This window comes from Streptomyces sp. JNUCC 64 (assembly GCF_054484115.1).
This window is the reverse complement of sequence record NZ_CM137015.1, coordinates 2460742-2479177: the sequence shown is the minus strand read 5'-3', so window position 1 is coordinate 2479177 and position 18436 is coordinate 2460742. Positions and strand designations below refer to the sequence as shown.

General features: G+C 73.6%; 12 protein-coding genes. 6 read left to right on the top strand and 6 right to left on the bottom strand.

Annotated elements, in window-relative coordinates; genetic code table 11:
- Positions 1-64 precede the first annotated feature (64 nt).
- From ACVWNX_RS09835 to ACVWNX_RS09820, 4 genes are all read right to left on the bottom strand, one after another.
- On the bottom strand, positions 65-3871 hold the full coding sequence (locus ACVWNX_RS09835) for a multifunctional oxoglutarate decarboxylase/oxoglutarate dehydrogenase thiamine pyrophosphate-binding subunit/dihydrolipoyllysine-residue succinyltransferase subunit (RefSeq protein WP_454413517.1): 3807 nt from the start codon (positions 3869-3871) through the stop codon (positions 65-67).
- Positions 3872-4279: 408 nt separating this feature from the next.
- Positions 4280-5461, bottom strand: coding sequence for a HAMP domain-containing sensor histidine kinase (locus ACVWNX_RS09830; RefSeq protein WP_454413516.1), 1182 nt, complete (start codon positions 5459-5461; stop codon positions 4280-4282).
- A gap of 248 nt (positions 5462-5709) precedes the next feature.
- Positions 5710-6450, bottom strand: a complete 741-nt coding sequence (locus tag ACVWNX_RS09825) for a response regulator transcription factor (protein ID WP_454413515.1) — start codon at positions 6448-6450, stop codon at positions 5710-5712.
- 113 nt (positions 6451-6563) lie between these two features.
- Positions 6564-7316, bottom strand: coding sequence for a spermidine synthase family protein (locus ACVWNX_RS09820; protein ID WP_454413514.1), 753 nt, complete (start codon positions 7314-7316; stop codon positions 6564-6566).
- 320 nt (positions 7317-7636) lie between these two features.
- On the opposite strand from ACVWNX_RS09820, the gene lon reads away from it, so the two are divergent.
- Positions 7637-10069: an endopeptidase La gene (gene lon / locus ACVWNX_RS09815; RefSeq protein WP_454413513.1), complete on the top strand. Its 2433-nt coding sequence runs from the start codon at positions 7637-7639 to the stop codon at positions 10067-10069.
- 111 nt (positions 10070-10180) lie between these two features.
- Here the strand turns inward: lon and ACVWNX_RS09810 are convergent, their stop codons facing one another.
- Complete coding sequence (locus ACVWNX_RS09810; protein WP_454414695.1) at positions 10181-10978, bottom strand: lysozyme; 798 nt, start codon at positions 10976-10978, stop codon at positions 10181-10183.
- Positions 10979-11580: 602 nt separating this feature from the next.
- Between ACVWNX_RS09810 and ACVWNX_RS09805 the strand changes: the two genes are divergently transcribed.
- On the top strand, positions 11581-12138 hold the full coding sequence (locus ACVWNX_RS09805; RefSeq protein ID WP_454413512.1) for a MarR family winged helix-turn-helix transcriptional regulator: 558 nt from the start codon (positions 11581-11583) through the stop codon (positions 12136-12138).
- Between the two features lie 171 nt (positions 12139-12309).
- Here ACVWNX_RS09805 and ACVWNX_RS09800 read toward each other — a convergent pair whose 3' ends face one another.
- The gene (locus tag ACVWNX_RS09800; protein WP_454413511.1) at positions 12310-13086 is read right to left on the bottom strand and encodes a protein phosphatase 2C domain-containing protein; all 777 of its coding nucleotides are present in this window, start codon (positions 13084-13086) and stop codon (positions 12310-12312) included.
- A 394-nt stretch (positions 13087-13480) separates the two neighbouring features.
- Here ACVWNX_RS09800 and ACVWNX_RS09795 point away from each other — a divergent pair, with 394 nt between their 5' ends.
- The 4 genes from ACVWNX_RS09795 to ACVWNX_RS09780 all read left to right on the top strand — a co-directional run bounded on the left by ACVWNX_RS09795 (position 13481) and on the right by ACVWNX_RS09780 (position 18372).
- Entirely contained in the window at positions 13481-16696 is a 3216-nt protein-coding gene (locus ACVWNX_RS09795; protein ID WP_454413510.1) for a sensor histidine kinase, read from the top strand.
- A gap of 92 nt (positions 16697-16788) precedes the next feature.
- Entirely contained in the window at positions 16789-17325 is a 537-nt protein-coding gene (locus tag ACVWNX_RS09790; RefSeq protein ID WP_454414694.1) for a roadblock/LC7 domain-containing protein, read from the top strand.
- 2 nt (positions 17326-17327) lie between these two features.
- Positions 17328-17756, top strand: coding sequence for a DUF742 domain-containing protein (locus tag ACVWNX_RS09785; RefSeq protein ID WP_454414693.1), 429 nt, complete (start codon positions 17328-17330; stop codon positions 17754-17756).
- Positions 17737-18372 carry a GTP-binding protein gene (locus ACVWNX_RS09780; RefSeq protein ID WP_454413509.1) on the top strand — a complete coding sequence of 212 codons (636 nt, stop codon included), beginning with the start codon at positions 17737-17739 and terminating at the stop codon, positions 18370-18372. Before ACVWNX_RS09785 ends, ACVWNX_RS09780 begins: the two co-directional genes overlap by 20 nt.
- Positions 18373-18436 lie beyond the last annotated feature (64 nt).

Here is an 18436-nt window from a genome sequence, read left to right as displayed (position 1 = left end):
CGGGAACGGGTGAGGCCCCGGGCGGTCACCGCCCGGGGCCTCACCACGGCTCACGCCGTGGGCGTCACGCCTCGAACACCTCGCGCACGAGCTGCTCCTGCTCGGCCTGGTGCCGCTTCGCGGAACCCACCGCCGGCGACGAGCCGTGCGGACGGGAGATCCGCCGCAGCCGCTCGCCGTGCGGAACGTCCGCGCCGACCGCCAGGTCGAGGTGGTCGATCAGGTTCAGCGCGATGAACGGCCACGCGCCCTGGTTCGCCGGCTCCTCCTGGACCCAGAGGTACTTCTCCGCGTTCGGGTACTTGGCGATCTCCGCCTGGAGCTCGGCACCCGGCAGCGGGTACAGCCGCTCGATGCGGATGAACGCGGTGTCCGTGGTGCCGCGCTTGATCCGCTCGGCCTCCAGGTCGTAGTAGACCTTGCCCGCGCAGAAGACGACCTTGCGCACGGCCGCCGGGTCCACCGTGGTGTCCCCGATGACCGGACGGAAGCCGCCCGTCGTGAACTCCTCCGTCTTCGACGCCGCGGCCTTGAGCCGGAGCATCGACTTCGGGGTGAAGACGACCAGCGGCTTGTGGTGCGGGTTGTGGACCTGCCAGCGCAGCAGGTGGAAGTAGTTCGACGGCAGGGTCGGCATCGCGACCGTCATGTTGTTCTGCGCGCACAGCTGGAGGAAGCGCTCCGGGCGGGCGGACGAGTGGTCCGGGCCCTGGCCCTCGTAGCCGTGCGGCAGCAGCAGGGTGACGCCCGAGGTCTGGGCCCACTTCTGCTCGGCGGAGGAGATGAACTCGTCCACGACGGTCTGCGCGCCGTTGACGAAGTCACCGAACTGCGCCTCCCACATGACGAGGGCGTCCGGGCGGGCCAGCGAGTAGCCGTACTCGAAGCCCATCGCCGCGTACTCCGACAGCAGGGAGTCGTAGACGTTGTAGCGGGCCTGGTCGTCGGCCAGGTACAGCAGCGGGGTGTAGTCCTCGCCGGTGACCCGGTCGATGAGGACCGCGTGGCGCTGGCCGAAGGTGCCGCGACGGGAGTCCTGGCCGGAGAGCCGGACCGGGGTGCCCTCCATCAGCAGCGAGCCGATGGCGAGGGTCTCGCCCATGCCCCAGTCGATCGTGCCGTCCTCCACCATCGCCGCGCGGCGCTGGAGCTGCGGCAGCAGCCGGGGGTGGACGGTGACCCGCTCGGGGATGTTCACCTGGGAGGCGGCGATCCGCTTGACGACCTCCTCCGAGACCGCGGTGGTCACGGCCACCGGGAACTCGGCCTGCGGGTCGGGCACGTGGACCTCGCCCGGCTGGGCGGTGGCCTCGCGGACCTCGGTGAAGACCTTCTCCAGCTGGCCCTGGAAGTCCTGGAGCGCCTGCTCCGCCTCCTCCAGGGTGATGTCGCCGCGACCGATGAGGGACTCGGTGTACAGCTTGCGCACCGAGCGCTTCTTGTCGATCAGGTCGTACATCAGCGGCTGGGTGAAGGCCGGGTTGTCCGACTCGTTGTGCCCGCGGCGGCGGTAGCAGATGAGGTCGATCACGACGTCCTTGTTGAACGCCTGACGGAACTCGAACGCCAGCCGCGCCACCCGGACGACGGCCTCGGGGTCGTCGCCGTTGACGTGGAAGATCGGGGCCTCGATCATCCGCGCCACGTCCGTCGCGTACATGGAGGAGCGCGAGGACTCCGGGGCGGCGGTGAAGCCGACCTGGTTGTTGATGACGATGTGCACGGTGCCGCCGGTGCGGTAGCCGCGCAGCTGCGACATGTTGAGCGTCTCGGCCACGACGCCCTGGCCCGCGAAGGCCGCGTCGCCGTGCAGGGCGACCGGGAGGACGGTGAAGTCCGTGCCGCCCTTGTTGATGATGTCCTGCTTGGCGCGGGCGACGCCCTCCAGGACCGGGTCGACCGCCTCCAGGTGCGAGGGGTTGGCGGTGAGCGAGACCTTGATCTGCTCGCCGTCCAGACCGGTGAAGGTGCCCTCGGCGCCCAGGTGGTACTTGACGTCGCCGGAGCCGTGCATCGACTTCGGGTCGAGGTTGCCCTCGAACTCCCGGAAGATCTGCGCGTAGGACTTGCCGACGATGTTGGCGAGGACGTTGAGCCGGCCGCGGTGGGCCATGCCGATGACGACCTCGTCCAGCCGGGACTCCGCCGCCGAGTCGATGACCGCGTCCAGCAGCGGGATGACGGACTCGCCGCCCTCCAGCGAGAAGCGCTTCTGACCGACGTACTTGGTCTGGAGGAACGTCTCGAACGCCTCGGCGGCGTTCAGCCGCCGCAAGATGCGCAGCTGCTCCTCGCGCTCCGGCTTGGTGTGCGGGCGCTCGACGCGGTCCTGGATCCACTTGCGCTGCTTGGGGTCCTGGATGTGCATGAACTCGATGCCGGTGGTCCGGCAGTACGAGTCGCGCAGCACGCCGAGGATGGAGCGCAGCTTCATCATCGACTTGCCGGCGAAGCCGCCGACCGCGAACTCCCGCTCCAGGTCCCACAGGGTGAGGCCGTGCTCGGTGATGTCCAGGTCGGGGTGCTTGCGCTGGCGGTACTCCAGCGGGTCGGTGTCGGCCATGACGTGGCCGCGGACCCGGTAGGAGTGGATCAGCTCGAAGACGCGGGCGGCCTTGGTGACGTCGTCGTCGTGCGAGGCGTCGATGTCCTTGAGCCAGCGGACCGGCTCGTAGGGGATGCGCAGCGCTTCGAAGATCTCGTCGTAGAAGCCGTTCTCGCCGAGCAGCAGGTTGGCGACGACGCGCAGGAACTCGCCGGAGGCGGCGCCCTGGATGACCCGGTGGTCGTAGGTCGACGTGAGCGTCATGACCTTGGAGATGCCGAGCTTGTTCAGGGTGTCCTGGGAGGTGCCCTGGAACTCCGCGGGGTAGTCCATCGCCCCGACGCCCATGATCACGGCCTGGCCGGGCATCAGACGCGGCACGGAGTGCACGGTGCCGATGCCGCCGGGGTTGGTCAGCGAGACCGTGACCCCGGTGAAGTCGTCCATGGTCAGCTTGTTGTCCCGGGCGCGGCGGACGATGTCCTCGTACGCCTGCCAGAACTCGAAGAAGTTGAGCGTCTCGGCCTTCTTGATGGCCGCGACGACGAGCTGGCGGTCGCCGTTCGGCTTCACCAGGTCGATCGCCAGCCCGAGGTTGACGTGCTCGGGCTTGACCAGGGTCGGCTTGCCGTCCTTCACCGTGAAGGAGTTGTTCATCGACGGCATGGCCTTGACGGCCTGCACCATCGCGTACCCGATGAGGTGCGTGAAGGAGATCTTCCCGCCCCGGGCGCGCTTGAGGTGGTTGTTGATGACGATGCGGTTGTCGAACAGCAGCTTCACCGGGACGGCGCGCACGGACGTGGCCGTGGGCAGCTCCAGGGAGGCGTTCATGTTCTTGGCGACGGCGGCCGAGGGCCCCCGCAGCGTCACGAACTCGGGGCCCGAGGGGGCCTCGGCGGCGGGTGCCGGAGCGGGCGCGGCGGCCTTGGCCGGAGCACCCTGTGCGGTGGTGCCCGGGGCCGGGGCGGCCGGAGCCCGTACGGCGGGCGCGGCCGGGGGGGCCGCGGCGGCCTTCGGAGCCGGGGCGGGCGGGACGGCCGCGGCCGGGACGACGGGCTGGGCCGCCTCCGTGACCGGGGCGGTGGTCTCCGCCGGGACCGGGGTCGCGGCTGCGCCCGGCTTGTAATCGGCGAAGAAGTCCCACCAGGCGCGGTCTACCGAGTCCGGGTCCTGGAGGTACTGCTGATAGATCTCGTCGACGAGCCACTCATTGGCACCGAACGCCACGGCGGGGTCCTTGCCCTGCCCGGGGTGTTCGGTCGTGGGTGCACCTCCCGGCCGGGGGCTGGGGGAGCTCGAGTTACTGGGGGACTGTGGCGACACGGCGGCAACCGCCCTCTTCCGCTTCACAAGATGATGGACAGCGGGAATCAAGGCTACGCCTTGCGGGGCCAGGAGTGCAGGCGGGACGGGTGATCCGTCGCGTAAGTCACACTGGAACCCGTGTTTCGGGGAGGGGAATGGCGGGAAACAAGCGGGGTTCCCTGTCATCAGTGGGGCAAACGCGCACGTCAGGGCGCGGCAGGTCGACCCGTGAGGCGCTCGGAGCGCCCTGGGTGACGGCTCTCGTTCGTACTGGATCGTGTCAGCACGTCGGATGCTCGGCAGCGTCCGGAATCCGATCGATTCGGTTCCGGGCGCGACCGGAATGGACGGGAAGACCCACGGAACCGCTCCCACGAGCACGGGGAGGGGACCGTTGGACCTGGCCTGTCGCCCCGAACCCTAACGTCAACCGGGGCCACGGGACAGCCCCGGAAGGATGACCTGGATCCGGCAGCCCCGCGAGGACTCGGCCACCCCGATCCGTCCCCCGTGCAGTTCCACCGCCCAGCGGGCGATGGCGAGCCCCAGTCCGGTGCCGCCGTCGCTGCTCCCCGGCCCCGGGGGCGGCGGCACCGGGGACCCCGGACCGCCGCCCGCCGGGTCGGTGTACGGCCCCCGGTTGAACCGCTCGAAGACCCGGTGCCACTCCGACTCGGGGATGCCGGGGCCCTCGTCCACGACCTCCAGGGTCAGCGACTCGGGCCCCTCGCCGCGCCGCGCCCGGACGGTCACCCGGCCGTGCGGGGGGCTGTGCTTCACCGCGTTGTCGATCAGGTTGGCGACCACCTGGTGGATGCGTTCCGGATCGGCGTGCGCGGTCAGCTCGGGAGGGGACACGTCGAGGTGCAGATGGACGTCCGTGCGGGTGTGGCTGCCGGAGCCGGAGGCGATGCCCGCGCGCGCGGAGGAGACCATGTTGGCTTCCTTCAGCACCCCCGACAGATACGGCCACACCTCGAAGCGCCGGGTCCGCAGCGGCACCACCCCGTTGTCCAGCCGGGAGAGGTCCAGCAGGGTCTCCACCAGCCGCCCGAGCCGTTCGGTCTGCTTCAGGGCGGTGCGCATGGTCTCCGGGTCGGCCGCCGAGACCCCGTCCACCACGTTCTCCAGCACCGCCCGCAGCCCCGCGATGGGGGTGCGCAGCTCGTGCGAGACGTTGGCGACGAGTTCCTTGCGCTGGCGGTCCTGGGCCTCCAGGTCGTCGGCCATCCGGTTGATGGTGGCCGCGAGGTCGCCCAGTTCGTCGCCCCGGTCGTGGCCCCGGACCCGCCGGGTGTAGTCGCCGTGCGATATGGACCGGGCGACGGTGTTCATCTCGTCCAGCGGCGAGGTCAGCGAATGCGCCACGAACTGGGTGAGCAGCAGGGTCGCGATCACCGAGAACACCGTGATGAACCGCAGCTCGGTCTCGGTGCGCACGGCGATCATCAGCAGTCCGGTGGTGATGAACACCGAGACCACGACCAGGGTGCCGAGCTTGGTCTTGATGGAGAACGGGCGCAGTCCGCGCGCGGCGGGGGCGCGGTGGCCGTCCGCCGGGCCGCCGGGGCGGTCCGTGGTCCGGTCCTCCGAGGTCCGGCTGTCCATGGTCCGGCTGTCCGCGATCCGGACGTCCGTCGTCCGGTCGTCCGGGGCGGGGTGCCGGTCTCCGGGGCCCCGGAGGCCGGGGGGAGCGTCCCGGGCGGCGGCGGGACGGCCGGGGCCGTTTGAGGGGCGGTCGGGTCCGGCGGCGGGACGGCCGGGGGCTTCCGGGGGGCGGTCGGGTCCGGCGGCGGGGTGCCCGGGGCCGTGGGGCGGCCGGGCGGGGCCGTCGGGGGTCCGGGCGGCGGGCCCGCTCACGGCGTCGGGGTCTCCAGCGCGTACCCGACCCCGTGGACGGTCCGGATGCGCTCGGCGCCGATCTTGCGGCGCAGGGCCTTGATGTGGCTGTCGACGGTCCGGGTGCCGGAGGCGTCCGCCCAGTCCCACACCTCGGCCAGCAGCTGTTCCCGGGAGAGCACCGCGCGCGGGGTGTTCGCCAGGCACACCAGCAGCTCGAACTCGGTGGGCGTCAGATGCACGTCCGCGCCCCGGATGCGCACCCGGCGCTGGGCGTGGTCGATCTCCAGCTCCCCGAGGCGCAGCGAACCGCCGCGCGGGGTGGTCGCCGCGAGGGCGGCCCGTTCGACCCGGCGCAGCAGCACGTGCACCCGGGCGGCCAGCTCCCGCATCGAGAACGGTTTGGTCATGTAGTCGTCGGCGCCCACGCCGAGCCCCACCAGCATGTCCGTCTCGTCGTCGCGGGCGGTGAGCATCAGCACCGGGACGGGGCGCTGGGCCTGGACCCGGCGGCAGACCTCCAGCCCGTCGAAGCCGGGCAGCATCACGTCGAGGATCAGCAGGTCGGGCTGCCACGCCTGGGTGGTGTCCACGGCGGTGGGCCCGTCGCCCGCGGTCTGGACGAGGAAGCCCTCGGCGCGCAGCCGGGCGGCGATCGCCTCGACGATCGTGGCGTCGTCCTCCACCACGAGCACCCGCCGCTGCGCGCCGCCGGGTACCGGGGCGCCGCCTTGCTGGGTGGTGTGTGTCTGCTCCATCGCCCGCCCCTGACTGAGCTGTTCGGAATCCGTGGGGTGAACCCATGGCTGTGCCCGGCGCCCCGGTGATCGGCGCGCCGGTGTGCAGACTAAGGGCACGGAGCGCGCCCCGGCTATCCAGCTCTGACGGCGAGGTGGACGACGTCCGGAACGCCCCTCGCGACGGCGATTTCATGGGTACGGACCGCTTGGAACCCCGAATTCCGCAATGTTCCTTCGAAATCGGCGGAGGGTTGCGCGGACCACACCGCGAGCACTCCGCCGGGTCGCAGCCGCGCCCGGCACAGGGCGATCCCGGTGGGCGCGTAGAGCCCGCCGTTGTCCTCGGTGACGGTCCAGTCGGGTCCGTTGTCGATGTCGAGGCAGAGGGCGTCGTAGCTCCGGTCCGTGGCGCGCAGGTGCTCCAGGAGCCCGGTGTGGAGGACCTCGGTGCGGGGGTCGGCGAGGGCGGTGCGGGTGAGGGGGGAGAGCGGGGCGCCTTCGCGGTGCCAGCCGATGACGGCGGCCTCGCGCTCGACGACGGTGACCCGGCCCCAGCGGGGGTCGGCGGCGGCGTGGGCCAGGCTGAAGCCGACGCCGAGCCCGCCGACGAGGACGTGGCCCCCGGGCGCGGCGCCGCCGTCCGCGAGGGCGTCGGCCGCCGCGTCCACCAGGAGGCGTTCAGAGCGCCCGTCGGAGGTGTCCATCAGGAAGCAGCCGTTGGCGATGATCTGGAGCAGATCGCCGTGGCGGCGCAGGACCACCTCGCCGTGGGGGCCGGTGCGGCGGTCGAGGACCTCCGGGGCGTCCGTCGGTCCCGCCGGGGCGGCCGTCGGGGCGGCACTCGGGAGGGTCGTGGGGGCGGTGGTGGGGTGCGGATGCGGCATGGGGGGCATTGTCGTGGGCCCGGCGCGGCGGATGGCGTGATCCAGCCGGTCGCGGAAGGGCTCCGGCGTGTCCCCGGAGGTCGGGGGAGAGGGCTCCGGAGCTGTTGCCGGAGGTTGGCGGAGGGGGTTCCGGAGCGGTTCCGGAGGTCGGGGAAGAGGGCTCCGGAGCGTGTCCCGTCGCGCCCGGGGAAGGAGGCTCCGCGGCGGTCCCGGATGTTTGCCCTGAGCGAACGGCGGGCCGTGGGCGGGGGAGCGGGAACAATCGGGGAGCCCCGCGCATTGAGTCGGCATAGCTCAACTTGAATGCCGAAGGGGAGATCATGGCTGCTGAGTCTGTTGGTTCCAAGGGCACCGCACTGTCGCTGCCGGTGCTGCCCCTCGACGACGAGGTGGTGCTGCCCGGCATGGTCGTCCCGCTGGACCTCAACGACCCCGACGTCCGCGCCGCGGTGGAGGCCGCCCAGGCCGCCGCCGGTTCCGCGCCGGGCAAGCCGCGGCTGCTGCTGGTCCCCAGGATCGACGGCACCTACGCCGGAACGGGCGTGCTCGGCACCGTGGAGCAGGTCGGACGGCTCGCCGACGGCGACCCCGGCGCCCTGATCCGGGGCCGGGAGCGGGTCCGCATCGGCGCCGGGACCACCGGACCGGGCGCCGCGCTCTGGGTCGAGGGCTTCCGTATAGAGGAGAGCGCGCCCGACCCGCTGCCCGGTTCCGTCACCGAACTGGTCACCGCGTACAAGGCCCTCGCCACCAGCTGGCTGCGCAAGCGCGGCGCCTGGCAGGTCGTGGACCGCGTCCAGCAGATCGAGGACGTCTCCCAGCTCGCCGACAACTCCGGCTACTCCCCGTTCCTCACCGTGCAGCAGAAGGTCGCCCTGCTGGAGACCGCCGACCCGGTCGCCCGGCTCAAGCTCGCCACCGAACAGCTGCGCGAGCACCTCGCCGAGCAGGACGTGGCCGAATCCATCGCCAAGGACGTCCAGGAGGGCGTCGACAAGCAGCAGCGGGAGTTCCTGCTCCGCCGCCAGCTGGACGCGGTCCGCAAGGAGCTGCGCGATCTGAACGGCGACCCGGACGGCGAGGCAGAGTCCGACGACTACCGGGCCCGCGTCGAGGCCGCCGACCTGCCGGAGAAGGTCCGCGAGGCCGCGCTCAAGGAGGTCGACAAGCTGGAGCGGGCCAGCGACCAGTCCCCCGAGGGCGGCTGGATCCGCACCTGGCTGGACACCGTCCTGGAGCTGCCCTGGAACGAGCGCACCGAGGACCGCTACGACATCGCGGGCGCCCGGGCCGTGCTGGACGCCGAGCACGCGGGCCTCGCGGACGTGAAGGACCGCATCACCGAGTACCTCGCGGTGCGCAAGCGGCGCGCCGAGCGCGGCCTCGGGGTGGTCGGCGGACGGCGCGGCGGCGCGGTGCTCGCCCTCGTCGGCCCGCCCGGCGTCGGCAAGACCTCGCTCGGCGAGAGCGTGGCGCACGCCATGGGCCGCTCCTTCGTCCGGGTCGCCCTCGGCGGCGTCCGGGACGAGGCGGAGGTCCGCGGCCACCGGCGCACCTACGTCGGCGCGCTGCCCGGCCGGATCGTCCGCGCGGTCAAGGAGGCCGGGACGATGAACCCGGTGGTCCTGCTGGACGAGATCGACAAGGTCGGCTCCGACTTCCGGGGCGACCCGGCCGCCGCCCTGCTGGAGGTCCTGGACCCGGCGCAGAACCACACCTTCCGGGACCACTACCTGGAGGTCGAGCTGGATCTGAGCGATGTGGTCTTCCTGGCCACCGCCAACGTCCTGGAGGCGATCCCGGAGGCGCTGCTGGACCGGATGGAGCTGGTCCGCCTCGACGGCTACACCGAGGACGAGAAGGTCGTCATCGCCCGGGACCACCTGCTGCCGCGCCAGCTGGAGCGGGCGGGCCTGGCCGCCGGGGAGGTCACGGTCGACGAGGGCGCGCTGCGCGCGCTGGCCGGCGAGTACACCCGGGAGGCCGGGGTGCGCACCCTGGAGCGGGCGATCGCCCGGCTGCTGCGCAAGGTCGCCGCCCGGCACGAGCTGGGCGAGCGGGAGCTGCCGTTCGCCGTCACCCGGGAGGAGCTGCGCGGGCTCATCGGACGGCCGCACCACGTGCCCGAGTCCGCCCAGGACCCGGCCGAGCGCCGCACGGCGGTGCCCGGGGTCGCGACCGGACTGGCCGTGACCGGCGCGGGCGGTGACGTCCTCTACGTGGAGGCGTCGCTCGCGGACCCGGAGACGGGCGCGGCGGGACTGACCCTCACCGGCCAGCTGGGCGACGTGATGCAGGAGTCGGCGCGGATCGCGCTGAGCTTCCTGCGCTCGCGCGGCGCCGAGCTGGAGCTGCCGGTCGGGGACCTCAAGGACCGGGCCGTGCACGTCCACTTCCCGGCGGGCGCGGTCCCCAAGGACGGCCCGAGCGCGGGCGTCACCCTGACCACCGCGCTGGCCTCGCTGCTCAGCGGACGGCAGGTGCGGCCGGACGTGGCGATGACCGGCGAGGTCTCGCTGACCGGCCGGGTGCTGCCGGTCGGCGGGGTGAAGCAGAAGCTGCTCGCCGCCCACCGGGCCGGGATCACCACCGTGGTGATCCCCAAGCGGAACGAGGCCGATCTGGACGACCTGCCCGCCGAGGTCCTGGCGAAGCTGGACGTCCACCCGGTGACGGACGTCCGCCAGGTCCTGGAACTGGCGCTCAGTCCGGCGACCCACCGGGCCGCCCCGGCGGTCCCGGCCGCGGCCTGACCCCCGGCGTCCTCCGAAGGCGCCCCTCACGTCCGGAACCCGCCCTCCCCTTCTTCTCTCCCGGGGAGGACGGGTTCCGGCCCGTCCGGGGTCATGCCCCGGACGGAGGGGTCAGCCGGTGGCCAGGGCCTGGACCCGGTCCAGGGCCCCGTTGAACCGGTTGTGGTCCCCGACGAGGGGACCGGTGGAGGTGTACTGCCACATGGTGTGGGTCGCCCAGCCCGCCGGGAGGGGGCCGGGGGCGGCGGCGTAGCGGGCGATCCACAGCGGGTTGACCGCGCCGAAGGCGGGGGAGCCGCCGGTGCACTGGGTCCACCAGTTGGTGGCGGTGTAGATCACCGCGTCCCGGCCGGTGCGCTGGCGGTAGCGGTCCAGGAAGTCCCGGATCCAGCCGGTCATCTGGGCGGGCGTCTTGCCGTAGCAGGCGTCGCCGTACGGGTTCCACTCGATGTCCAGCACCCCGGGCAGGGTCCGTCCGTCGCCCGACCAGCCGCCGCCGTTGTCGGCGAAGTAGTCCGCCTGGACGGCTCCGCTCGTGGTGTCCGGGGTGGCGAAGTGGTACGCCCCCCGGATCATGCCGACGGCGTACGAGCCGTTGTACTGCTGCGGGTGGTACGGGTTCTTGTAGTACGTGCCCTCGGTGGCCTTCACATAGGCCCAGCGCACCCCGCTGTCCCACAGGGCCGGCCACGCCACGTTGCCCTGGTGGCTGCTGACGTCGACGCCCTCGGTCTGCGCCACCCGCGTGGACCGGTTCTCCGGCACGGCTTCCGGGCCGGCGCCCCCGTCGTGGGCGAGCACCCCGATGCCCATGTGCGCGGAGCCGCGCGGCGGCACGGTGGGAAGGGCGGGGACAGGGGGGACAGCGGGAACAGCGGGGTCGCCCGGTACGGCGGGTTCACCGGGCACACCGGGTTCGCCGGGCGGGACGGTGATCCCTGGGCCGGTGGTGCCGACAGCGCCGGTGATGCCGGTGACGCCCGTAGTGCCGCTGGTGTCCGTGGGGGGAGCGGGAGGCGTGGAGCCCAGCGGCGCGGTGGGGTCGGTGTGGAGCGTCGGGTCCACAGGCGCGGTGGGGTCCGTGTGGAAGGTGTGGTCGGGAGGAACCGGCGGCGTCACCGGGACGGCGGACGCGGCGGTGGTGACGGTCGGGTCCCCGGGCGCCGGGCCGTCCTCGGCGACGGCCGTGGCGGCGGGCAGCAGTGTTCCTATCGTCAGGAGCGCGGTGAGGAACGGCCGCCGGGGCAGCGGCGACCGGAAGGGGCGTCCGGAGCGGTCGCCGGTCCGGGAGCGGGACGTGGTGCGGGTTCGGTGCACGGGGGCCTCCGTCGGCCTGGGGAACGCGGGCTCGGATACCAGGACTACGGCGCCCGGCGCCGGGGCGCGCGTCGGAGACGGCCGGTCGCCGGACGGGGAACACCCCTTCGGCGGGACTGCGAAATACTGGGGGGACCGGGCGGCGGAGCCGTCCGGGGGAGCAGCGGGGACCACGGGAACGGGGAAGACGGGGCATGGACACGGACGTGGACGAGGTCCGGGACGGAACGGGTCCCGGCCGTGACCGGGCGGACGGGACGGGCGGCGCGACGGGCCCGGCCGGGGAGCCCGGACCGCCCGGCGGGGATGCCGCCGACCTGGTACGGGTGGAGTTCCTGGCGCTCGAACGGGAACTGACGGTGTTTCTGCGCCGGGCCCGCGCCGCCTCCGGGGAGATCGCCCGGGCGGTCCATCCGGAGCTGGAGCCGGGGGCGTACGGGCTGCTGGTGCGGCTGGACGAGAGCGGGGCGCTGCGGGCGACCGACCTCGCCGGTTACGTGGGGGTCGGCAAGGCCACGATGAGCCGACAGCTCAAGGTGCTGGAGTCGCTGGGCCTGGTGAGCCGGGACCCGGACCCGGCCGACGGCCGGGCGTCGTTGATCCGTTTGACTGACGCGGGACGGTCCCGGGTGCACCGGGTCCGGGAGGCACGGCGGGCCCGGTACGTCAGCCAGCTGGCCGACTGGGCCCCGTCCGAGGTCGCCGAACTGGCCCGACTGCTGCACCGCCTCAACAGCTCGACCTCGGTCTAGCCCCGGTCGCGGTCCTGGCTCCAGCCCCGGCCCTGTCCCTGGCCCTGTCTCGGGCCGCGCTTCCCGGACCCGGCGCACCCGGGCCTACCCATCGGTGGGGTCTCCGCCCCGCACGGCCCGTGCCGTCCTGAGGAACCGTGACGTCCGGCGGCGCCCCCGCCCCGGGAGGGGTCAGAGCACCGCGTACACGGCCGTCGCGTCGTCGTGGCGCTTGCCCCGGGCGGGCTCCGGCCCGGCGTTCTCCGCCGCCCGGACCCGGTCCACCAGTGCCTGGGGTCCCCGTTTGGCGAGGAGGTCGTGGCACTCGGCCCAGTCGCCGAGGCCGAACCGTTCCACCCAGCGCGACGCCCCGTCGGTGAGCGCGGCCAGGGAGCGCACCGTCTCGCGGGGCAGTTCCCCGGTGAGCGCCCGGGCCGTGACCCCGGGGTCGGCGGCGGCGGTGAAGAAGCCGCCCTCCTTGTTGCGGAGCAGGGTGTCGGTGGCCTCCACGGAGCGGAGGACCTCGCGGGGCGCCCGGTCCAGCCGGTCGTCCAGGACGGCCTCGACGCCCCCGTCGACGCGCTCCAGGAGCAGCACCGAGTCGGACAGCACCAGGTACTCGACCCTCGTGCGGTCCCACCGGGCGAGGACCACCGTCGCCTGGGGTGTTCGCACGTGAGAAAGGTCACACGTCTGACGGTGCGCGTCCGCGGTCCTACGGATCGCGTGCGAAAGCACCTCCCGCAGCGTCAGATCTCCTCGCGAAACGGACAGTTCGCCGAGGGTGCCGCCGAGGCGCGCGGTGAACCAGGGAACCCCGTGCAGGCATCCGTCGTCGCCCGGCGGCGGAGTGACCCCGTCCAGTACGACCAGCGTTCCGCCTTGTCCGGAGGCCGGGGCCGCCGTCGAGACGAAGTCCTCGTTGGGCCGGTCGGGGTTGCCGGGCGCCGTGGCGATTTCCATCCGCATCGGACCAGTCTGCACGAGCGCCCACCGATGCCCATGAATCGGTGGCGGGGGTGACGCAGAGGTGAACGAAGGTCAACGGTCCGCCGGTCGTCCGCCGGGGGATCCTGACTGGTTTGCGGAGGAATGGTGTGTTCCGTCGAGACGTGGTGGGGCATCCTGCCAAACGCCGCCGATCACGTCCAACCGACCCACCGCGCACCGGGGGTGACGCGTGCCACGGGAACTTGCCGCTCAACTCCCGGTCGATGTTCACTCCTTCGGGTGGCGGGTCCGGTGATGCGCGACCACTCCCCACCAGCGCTGGAATGGTCAGGTTCCGAATCCGGCGGAACCGGTGGCTGACGGTCCGTCATCCGGACCCATGAGTGCCGGAACCATGGGTAGTCGACTCAGAATGCGAGCACCGGTGCAGAAGATGCGGCCTCGGCGCAAAGGCGGGCGGACGGCCCCGGAGCAGAGCGCGGTTCCGTCCCCGTCCGGTCCACCCGGCACGCCCGGGGGGCCCTCCGGCGTGCCCGGCCCGCCGCCGTCCGCGACCCCGCCGACCGGTACCGGTCCGGACGGCGGCCCCGCCGGTCCGCCGCCGTCAGGGGGACCCGCCGTCCGGGGGAACCCTCCGTCCGCCGACGGGGCGCCCCGCAAGCGCCGCGCCCGGGTCCGCAACCGGCTCCTCGTCTCCGTCACCGTCGTCGCGGCGGCCGTCGCGGGTGCCGGGGCCCCCGCCCTGCTCACCGCCTCCACCGACCTCCGGGACGCCCAGCGGCTCGTCACCGCCGCCGAACGCGCCCGCGAGGGCAGCGCCCTCGCCCACGCCCTCGCCGCCGAACGCGACGAGATCATCGCCTTCATCGCCGCCGGACGCCCCGAGGGCGAGGGACTGTCCGAACAGCGCGCCGCCCGCGTCGACCGGCGCGTCCAGGAACTGCGCGCCGACGCGCCCCCCGCGCTCCGCGCCGACCTGGACGCCGTCACCGCCGCCCGCCGCGCCGCCCTCACCGGCGAGGGCGGCGCCCTCAAGGCCCACGAGGCGTACGCCCGGGTCATCACCGAACTCCACCGGCTCGCCGAGGACGTCGCGGCCCGCACCCCGCCCGTCGCCGCGCCCGGCGCGCGGTCGCTGGCCGACCTGGACCGGGCCGTGGAGCAGACGTCCGCCGCCCGGGGGCTGCTGCTCGCCGCGCTCGCCGTGCCCCGTTCGACCGCCACCCGGATCAACCCCACCACCGGACTCACCGAGACCGTCCCGCACGAGACGGCCCGGGACGCGGCCAAGCGCCTGGAGCTCAGCTCCGCCGCCCAGCGCGCCCACCACCGCTCCACCGCCGCGCTCGCCGACTTCCGGGACGTGGCGCCGTCGGCTGACCTGGACTCCTACGAGGCCACCGTCAACGGCGCCGAGGTCACCACCGCCGAGCGCCACCTCAACCGGCTCACCGACGAGGCCCGGCTCAGCACCGCCGACCTCGGGCTCGACGCCGGGAAGGTGGCCGCCGCGCTCACCTCCCGGGTCGATCTGATGCGGAGCGCCGAGGCGTCCCTCGCCAAGGCGCGCGCCGACCGGCTGGCGGAACTCCGCGACGACGCCGTCACCGATCTGGAGATCCGGGTCGCCGTGGTCGGCGCCCTGCTGCTGATCGCCGTGGGCTTCTCCATGGGCATGGCGCGCTCGCTGACCCGGCCGCTGGCCGTGCTGCGGCTCGGCTCGGCCCGGGTCGCCGCCGACCCGGCCGTCGAGGAGCCGGTGAAGTTCACCGGACGGAACGACGAGTTCGCCGAGGTCGTCCGGTCGGTGAACGCCCTCCACGCGCACGCCGTCGCCCTGCACGAGCGGCTGACCACCCTGGAGGGCGACCGCAAGCACCTGGTCGGGGAGCGCCAGGCGATGGCCGACCGCACCGCCGAGCTGCGCGCCGAACTCGCGGAGGCGTCCGCCCACCTCTCCCGGGTCCGCCAGGGCATCCAGGGCACCTTCGTCAACCTGGCCCTGCGCACCCTCGGACTGGTGGAGCGTCAGCTCGCCGTCATCGAGGGGCTGGAGGAGCGCGAGCAGGACCCCGAGCGGCTCGCCACTCTCTTCCGCCTCGACCACTTCGCCACCGTCATGCGCCGCCACAGCGAGAACCTGCTGGTCCTCGCCGGGGCCGACCACGGCCACCAGCACCCTGGCCCGGTCCCGCTGGTGGACGTGGCGCGGGCCGCGGTCAGCGAGATCGAGCGGTACGAGCGGGTGCGCATCACCTCCCTGCCGCCGCACACCCACCTCGCCGGGTTCGCCGCCGACGACCTCAGCCATCTGCTCGCGGAACTGCTGGAGAACGCCACCTCGTTCTCCCCGCCGGACGCCACCGTCGAGGTCTCCGGCTGGCTGCTGGAGAGCGGCGAGGTGATGCTCTCGGTGCAGGACGAGGGCATCGGGATGACCGCCGAACGGCTGCGCGAACTGAACCTCCGGCTCTCCGGCTTCGACCCCGAGGACCAGAACGCCGGGCCCGAATCGGGCGACGGGCTGGGCCTCGGGCTGTACGTGGTCGCCCGGCTCGCCCACCGGCACGGCGTCCGCGTCCAGCTGCGCGAACAGCAGCAGGGCGGGGTCACCGCCGTGGCCGTGCTTCCCAAGGGGCTGCTGGCGGCCGAGCCCGCCGACACCCTGGCGGCCCCGCCGCCCGCGCCCCGGACCCCGGGGGGCGGACCCGCGCTGCGGCTGCCCGGCTCCGAGGCCGAGGCCAACGCGAACGTGCTCGGGGAGCGGAGCGGTCAGGGCGACCCCCTGATCGCCGCCGCCGAGCGGGCCGTCCGCGAGGCGGAGGACGGGGGGACCGGCCCGGGGAACGGGGAGACCGGTGGGACGGCGGCCGGGCGTCCGTCCGAGATCACGATGGAACTGGCGCTCCCGCCGGAACCGGAGCCCGAGCTGGGACCGGGGAAGACGGCGGGGGCCGCATCCGGGCCCGCGTCGGACACCGCCGCCGGGACCGGCGTCGCGGCGGACGGCACACCGCCCCCCGGGGCCGGCGCCGCCGAGGACGACAGCCCGACGGCCGGTGCTCCAACGGCCGGTACTCCGATCGTCAGTACTCCTACCGTCAGTACTCCGACCGTCGGTGCTCCGGCGGCCGGGACCCCGGCGGGGAGCGTCCCCACCGGCTACCCCCCGGCGGCCGACGAGGCCGGGCACCACGCCCGCGCCCATGACGAGGCACCCTCCGCGCCGTCCGCCCGGGCGGTCCCGCCGGAGGCGACGGCGCCCGGGGCGGCGCACGACGCGGCACCCGCGCCCCTCGGCGCGGAGGAGCTCCCCGTCGCGCCCCCCACACGCCCGGCCGACGGGGGCGACCCGTCCGCCGTTCAGGGGGACGCGCCCCGGCGGACCCGGCTGACCGCCAAGGGCCTGCCCAAGCGGACGCCTAGGATCAGTGAGCCCGTCACCGTGGCCCAGCCCAGAGGAGGGGGCGTCGACGCGGACGCCCTGCGGCGCAAGCTCGGGGGCTTTCACCAGGGGGCCGCGGCCGGTCGCCGGGACGTCGCCGTCGAGATCGGCGGCGCACCGGAGGAACCGACCGGACGCGGAGCGGAACCACAGGGGGACACAGTCGAGGAGGGAAGCAGTTGACTGCGCCCAGCAGTACATCGCCCGGTACCAGCACCCCGTCCCGCACCGCGCCGCCGAGCGCCGCGCCGGACCGTTCCACCACCGGACGGGGGCTGAGCCGCGAGGCCCGGAACCTGCGCTGGCTGCTGGCCAACCTGGTCGAGGAGGTGCCCGGTCTGCTGTCGGTGGCGGTCGTCTCGTCGGACGGACTGCTGCTGCTCTCCTCCGACCCCGAACGGGCCGAGGAGGCCGCCGGAGCCGACCGGCCCCGGGGCCCGCGCGGTTCGTCCGCCGACCTCGCCACCATCGTCTCCGGCCTCGGCAGCCTCACCCTCGGCGCCGCCAAGCTGATGGACGGCGGCGGGGTCAAGCAGACGGTGATCGCCATGAGCGAGGGCAGCGTGCTGGTGATGTCCATCAGCGACGGCTCCCTGCTCGGGGTGCACGCCACCCCGGACTGCGACATGAGCGTCGTCGCCTACCACATGGCCCTGTTCGTGGGCCGCGCCGGACACGTCCTCACCCCCGAACTCCGCAGCGAGCTGCGTCAGTCGGTGGAGGCGCTGGCCCAGGGCGGGGAGACCCCCGAGGTGCCCCGGCCGCGCGGGCCCCAGGAGACCGGTTCCCCGACCGCGGGGAGCGCCCAGTGACCGTGCCCGGTCCCTCGACCCCCGCCACCACGACGCCCTCCGGCAAGTTGCCGGTGCGCGGCGCCGACAAGCGCCCCGCGCGGGTGCGCCCCTACTCCCTGACCGGCGGCCGGACCCGGTTCGGACACGTCCTGCTGGTCGAGACGTTCGTGGCCGCCCTGGAGGCGCCCGAGGAGCGGCGGGAACTCCCCAACGGCTCGCTGGCGACCCGGGTGATGCCGGAGATGCGGGCCATCGTGGAGCTGTGCCGCCGGATGCGGACGGTGGCGGAGATCTCCGCGCTGCTGAAGATGCCGCTCGGCGTGGTCCGGGTGCTGCTCAGCGACCTGGCGGACCAGGGCAAGATCCGTGTATATGGAACCGGCCAGGGCCAGGGCCAGCCGGACCGCGCGCTGCTGGAAAGGGTGCTGAGTGGACTCCGTCGTCTCTGAACCGCTGCCGTCCGCCCTCGCAGACGACGACGGCGAATCCCTCAAGGCGTGGCAGAGGGACCGCACCCGGGCGCCGGTCGCCACCAAGATCGTCATCGCGGGCGGCTTCGGGGTCGGCAAGACCACCCTGGTCAAGGCGGTCTCCGAGATCGAGCCCCTCCAGACGGAGGCGCTGATGACCGAGGCCAGCGCCGACACCGACGACCTGTCCGCCACTCCGGAGAAGACCACCACCACGGTCGCGATGGACTACGGGCGCATCACCCTCGACGACGACCTGGTCCTCTACCTGTTCGGCACGCCCGGACAGCAGCGGTTCTGGTTCATGTGGGACGACCTGGTGCGCGGAGCGATCGGCGCCGTCGTCCTCGCGGACACCCGGCGGCTGGAGGACTGCTTCCCCGCGCTCGACTACTTCGAGAGCTGCGGGCTGCCCTACGTGGTGGCGGTCAACCACTTCGACGGCAGCGAACGGTTCGACGAGGAGGACGTGCGCGACGCGCTCACCGTCCCCGCGCACGTCCCCGTCCTGATCATGGACGCTCGGGAGCGGATATCCGCCGTAGAAACGCTGCTGGCCGTCGTCCGTCAGGCCCTGGAGTTCAGCCCGGCCTAGCCGGTACACCTCCCCCGCGGTGCCGGCGGACCGACCGTCCGGCGCCCGGGGGACACCTGTCTCC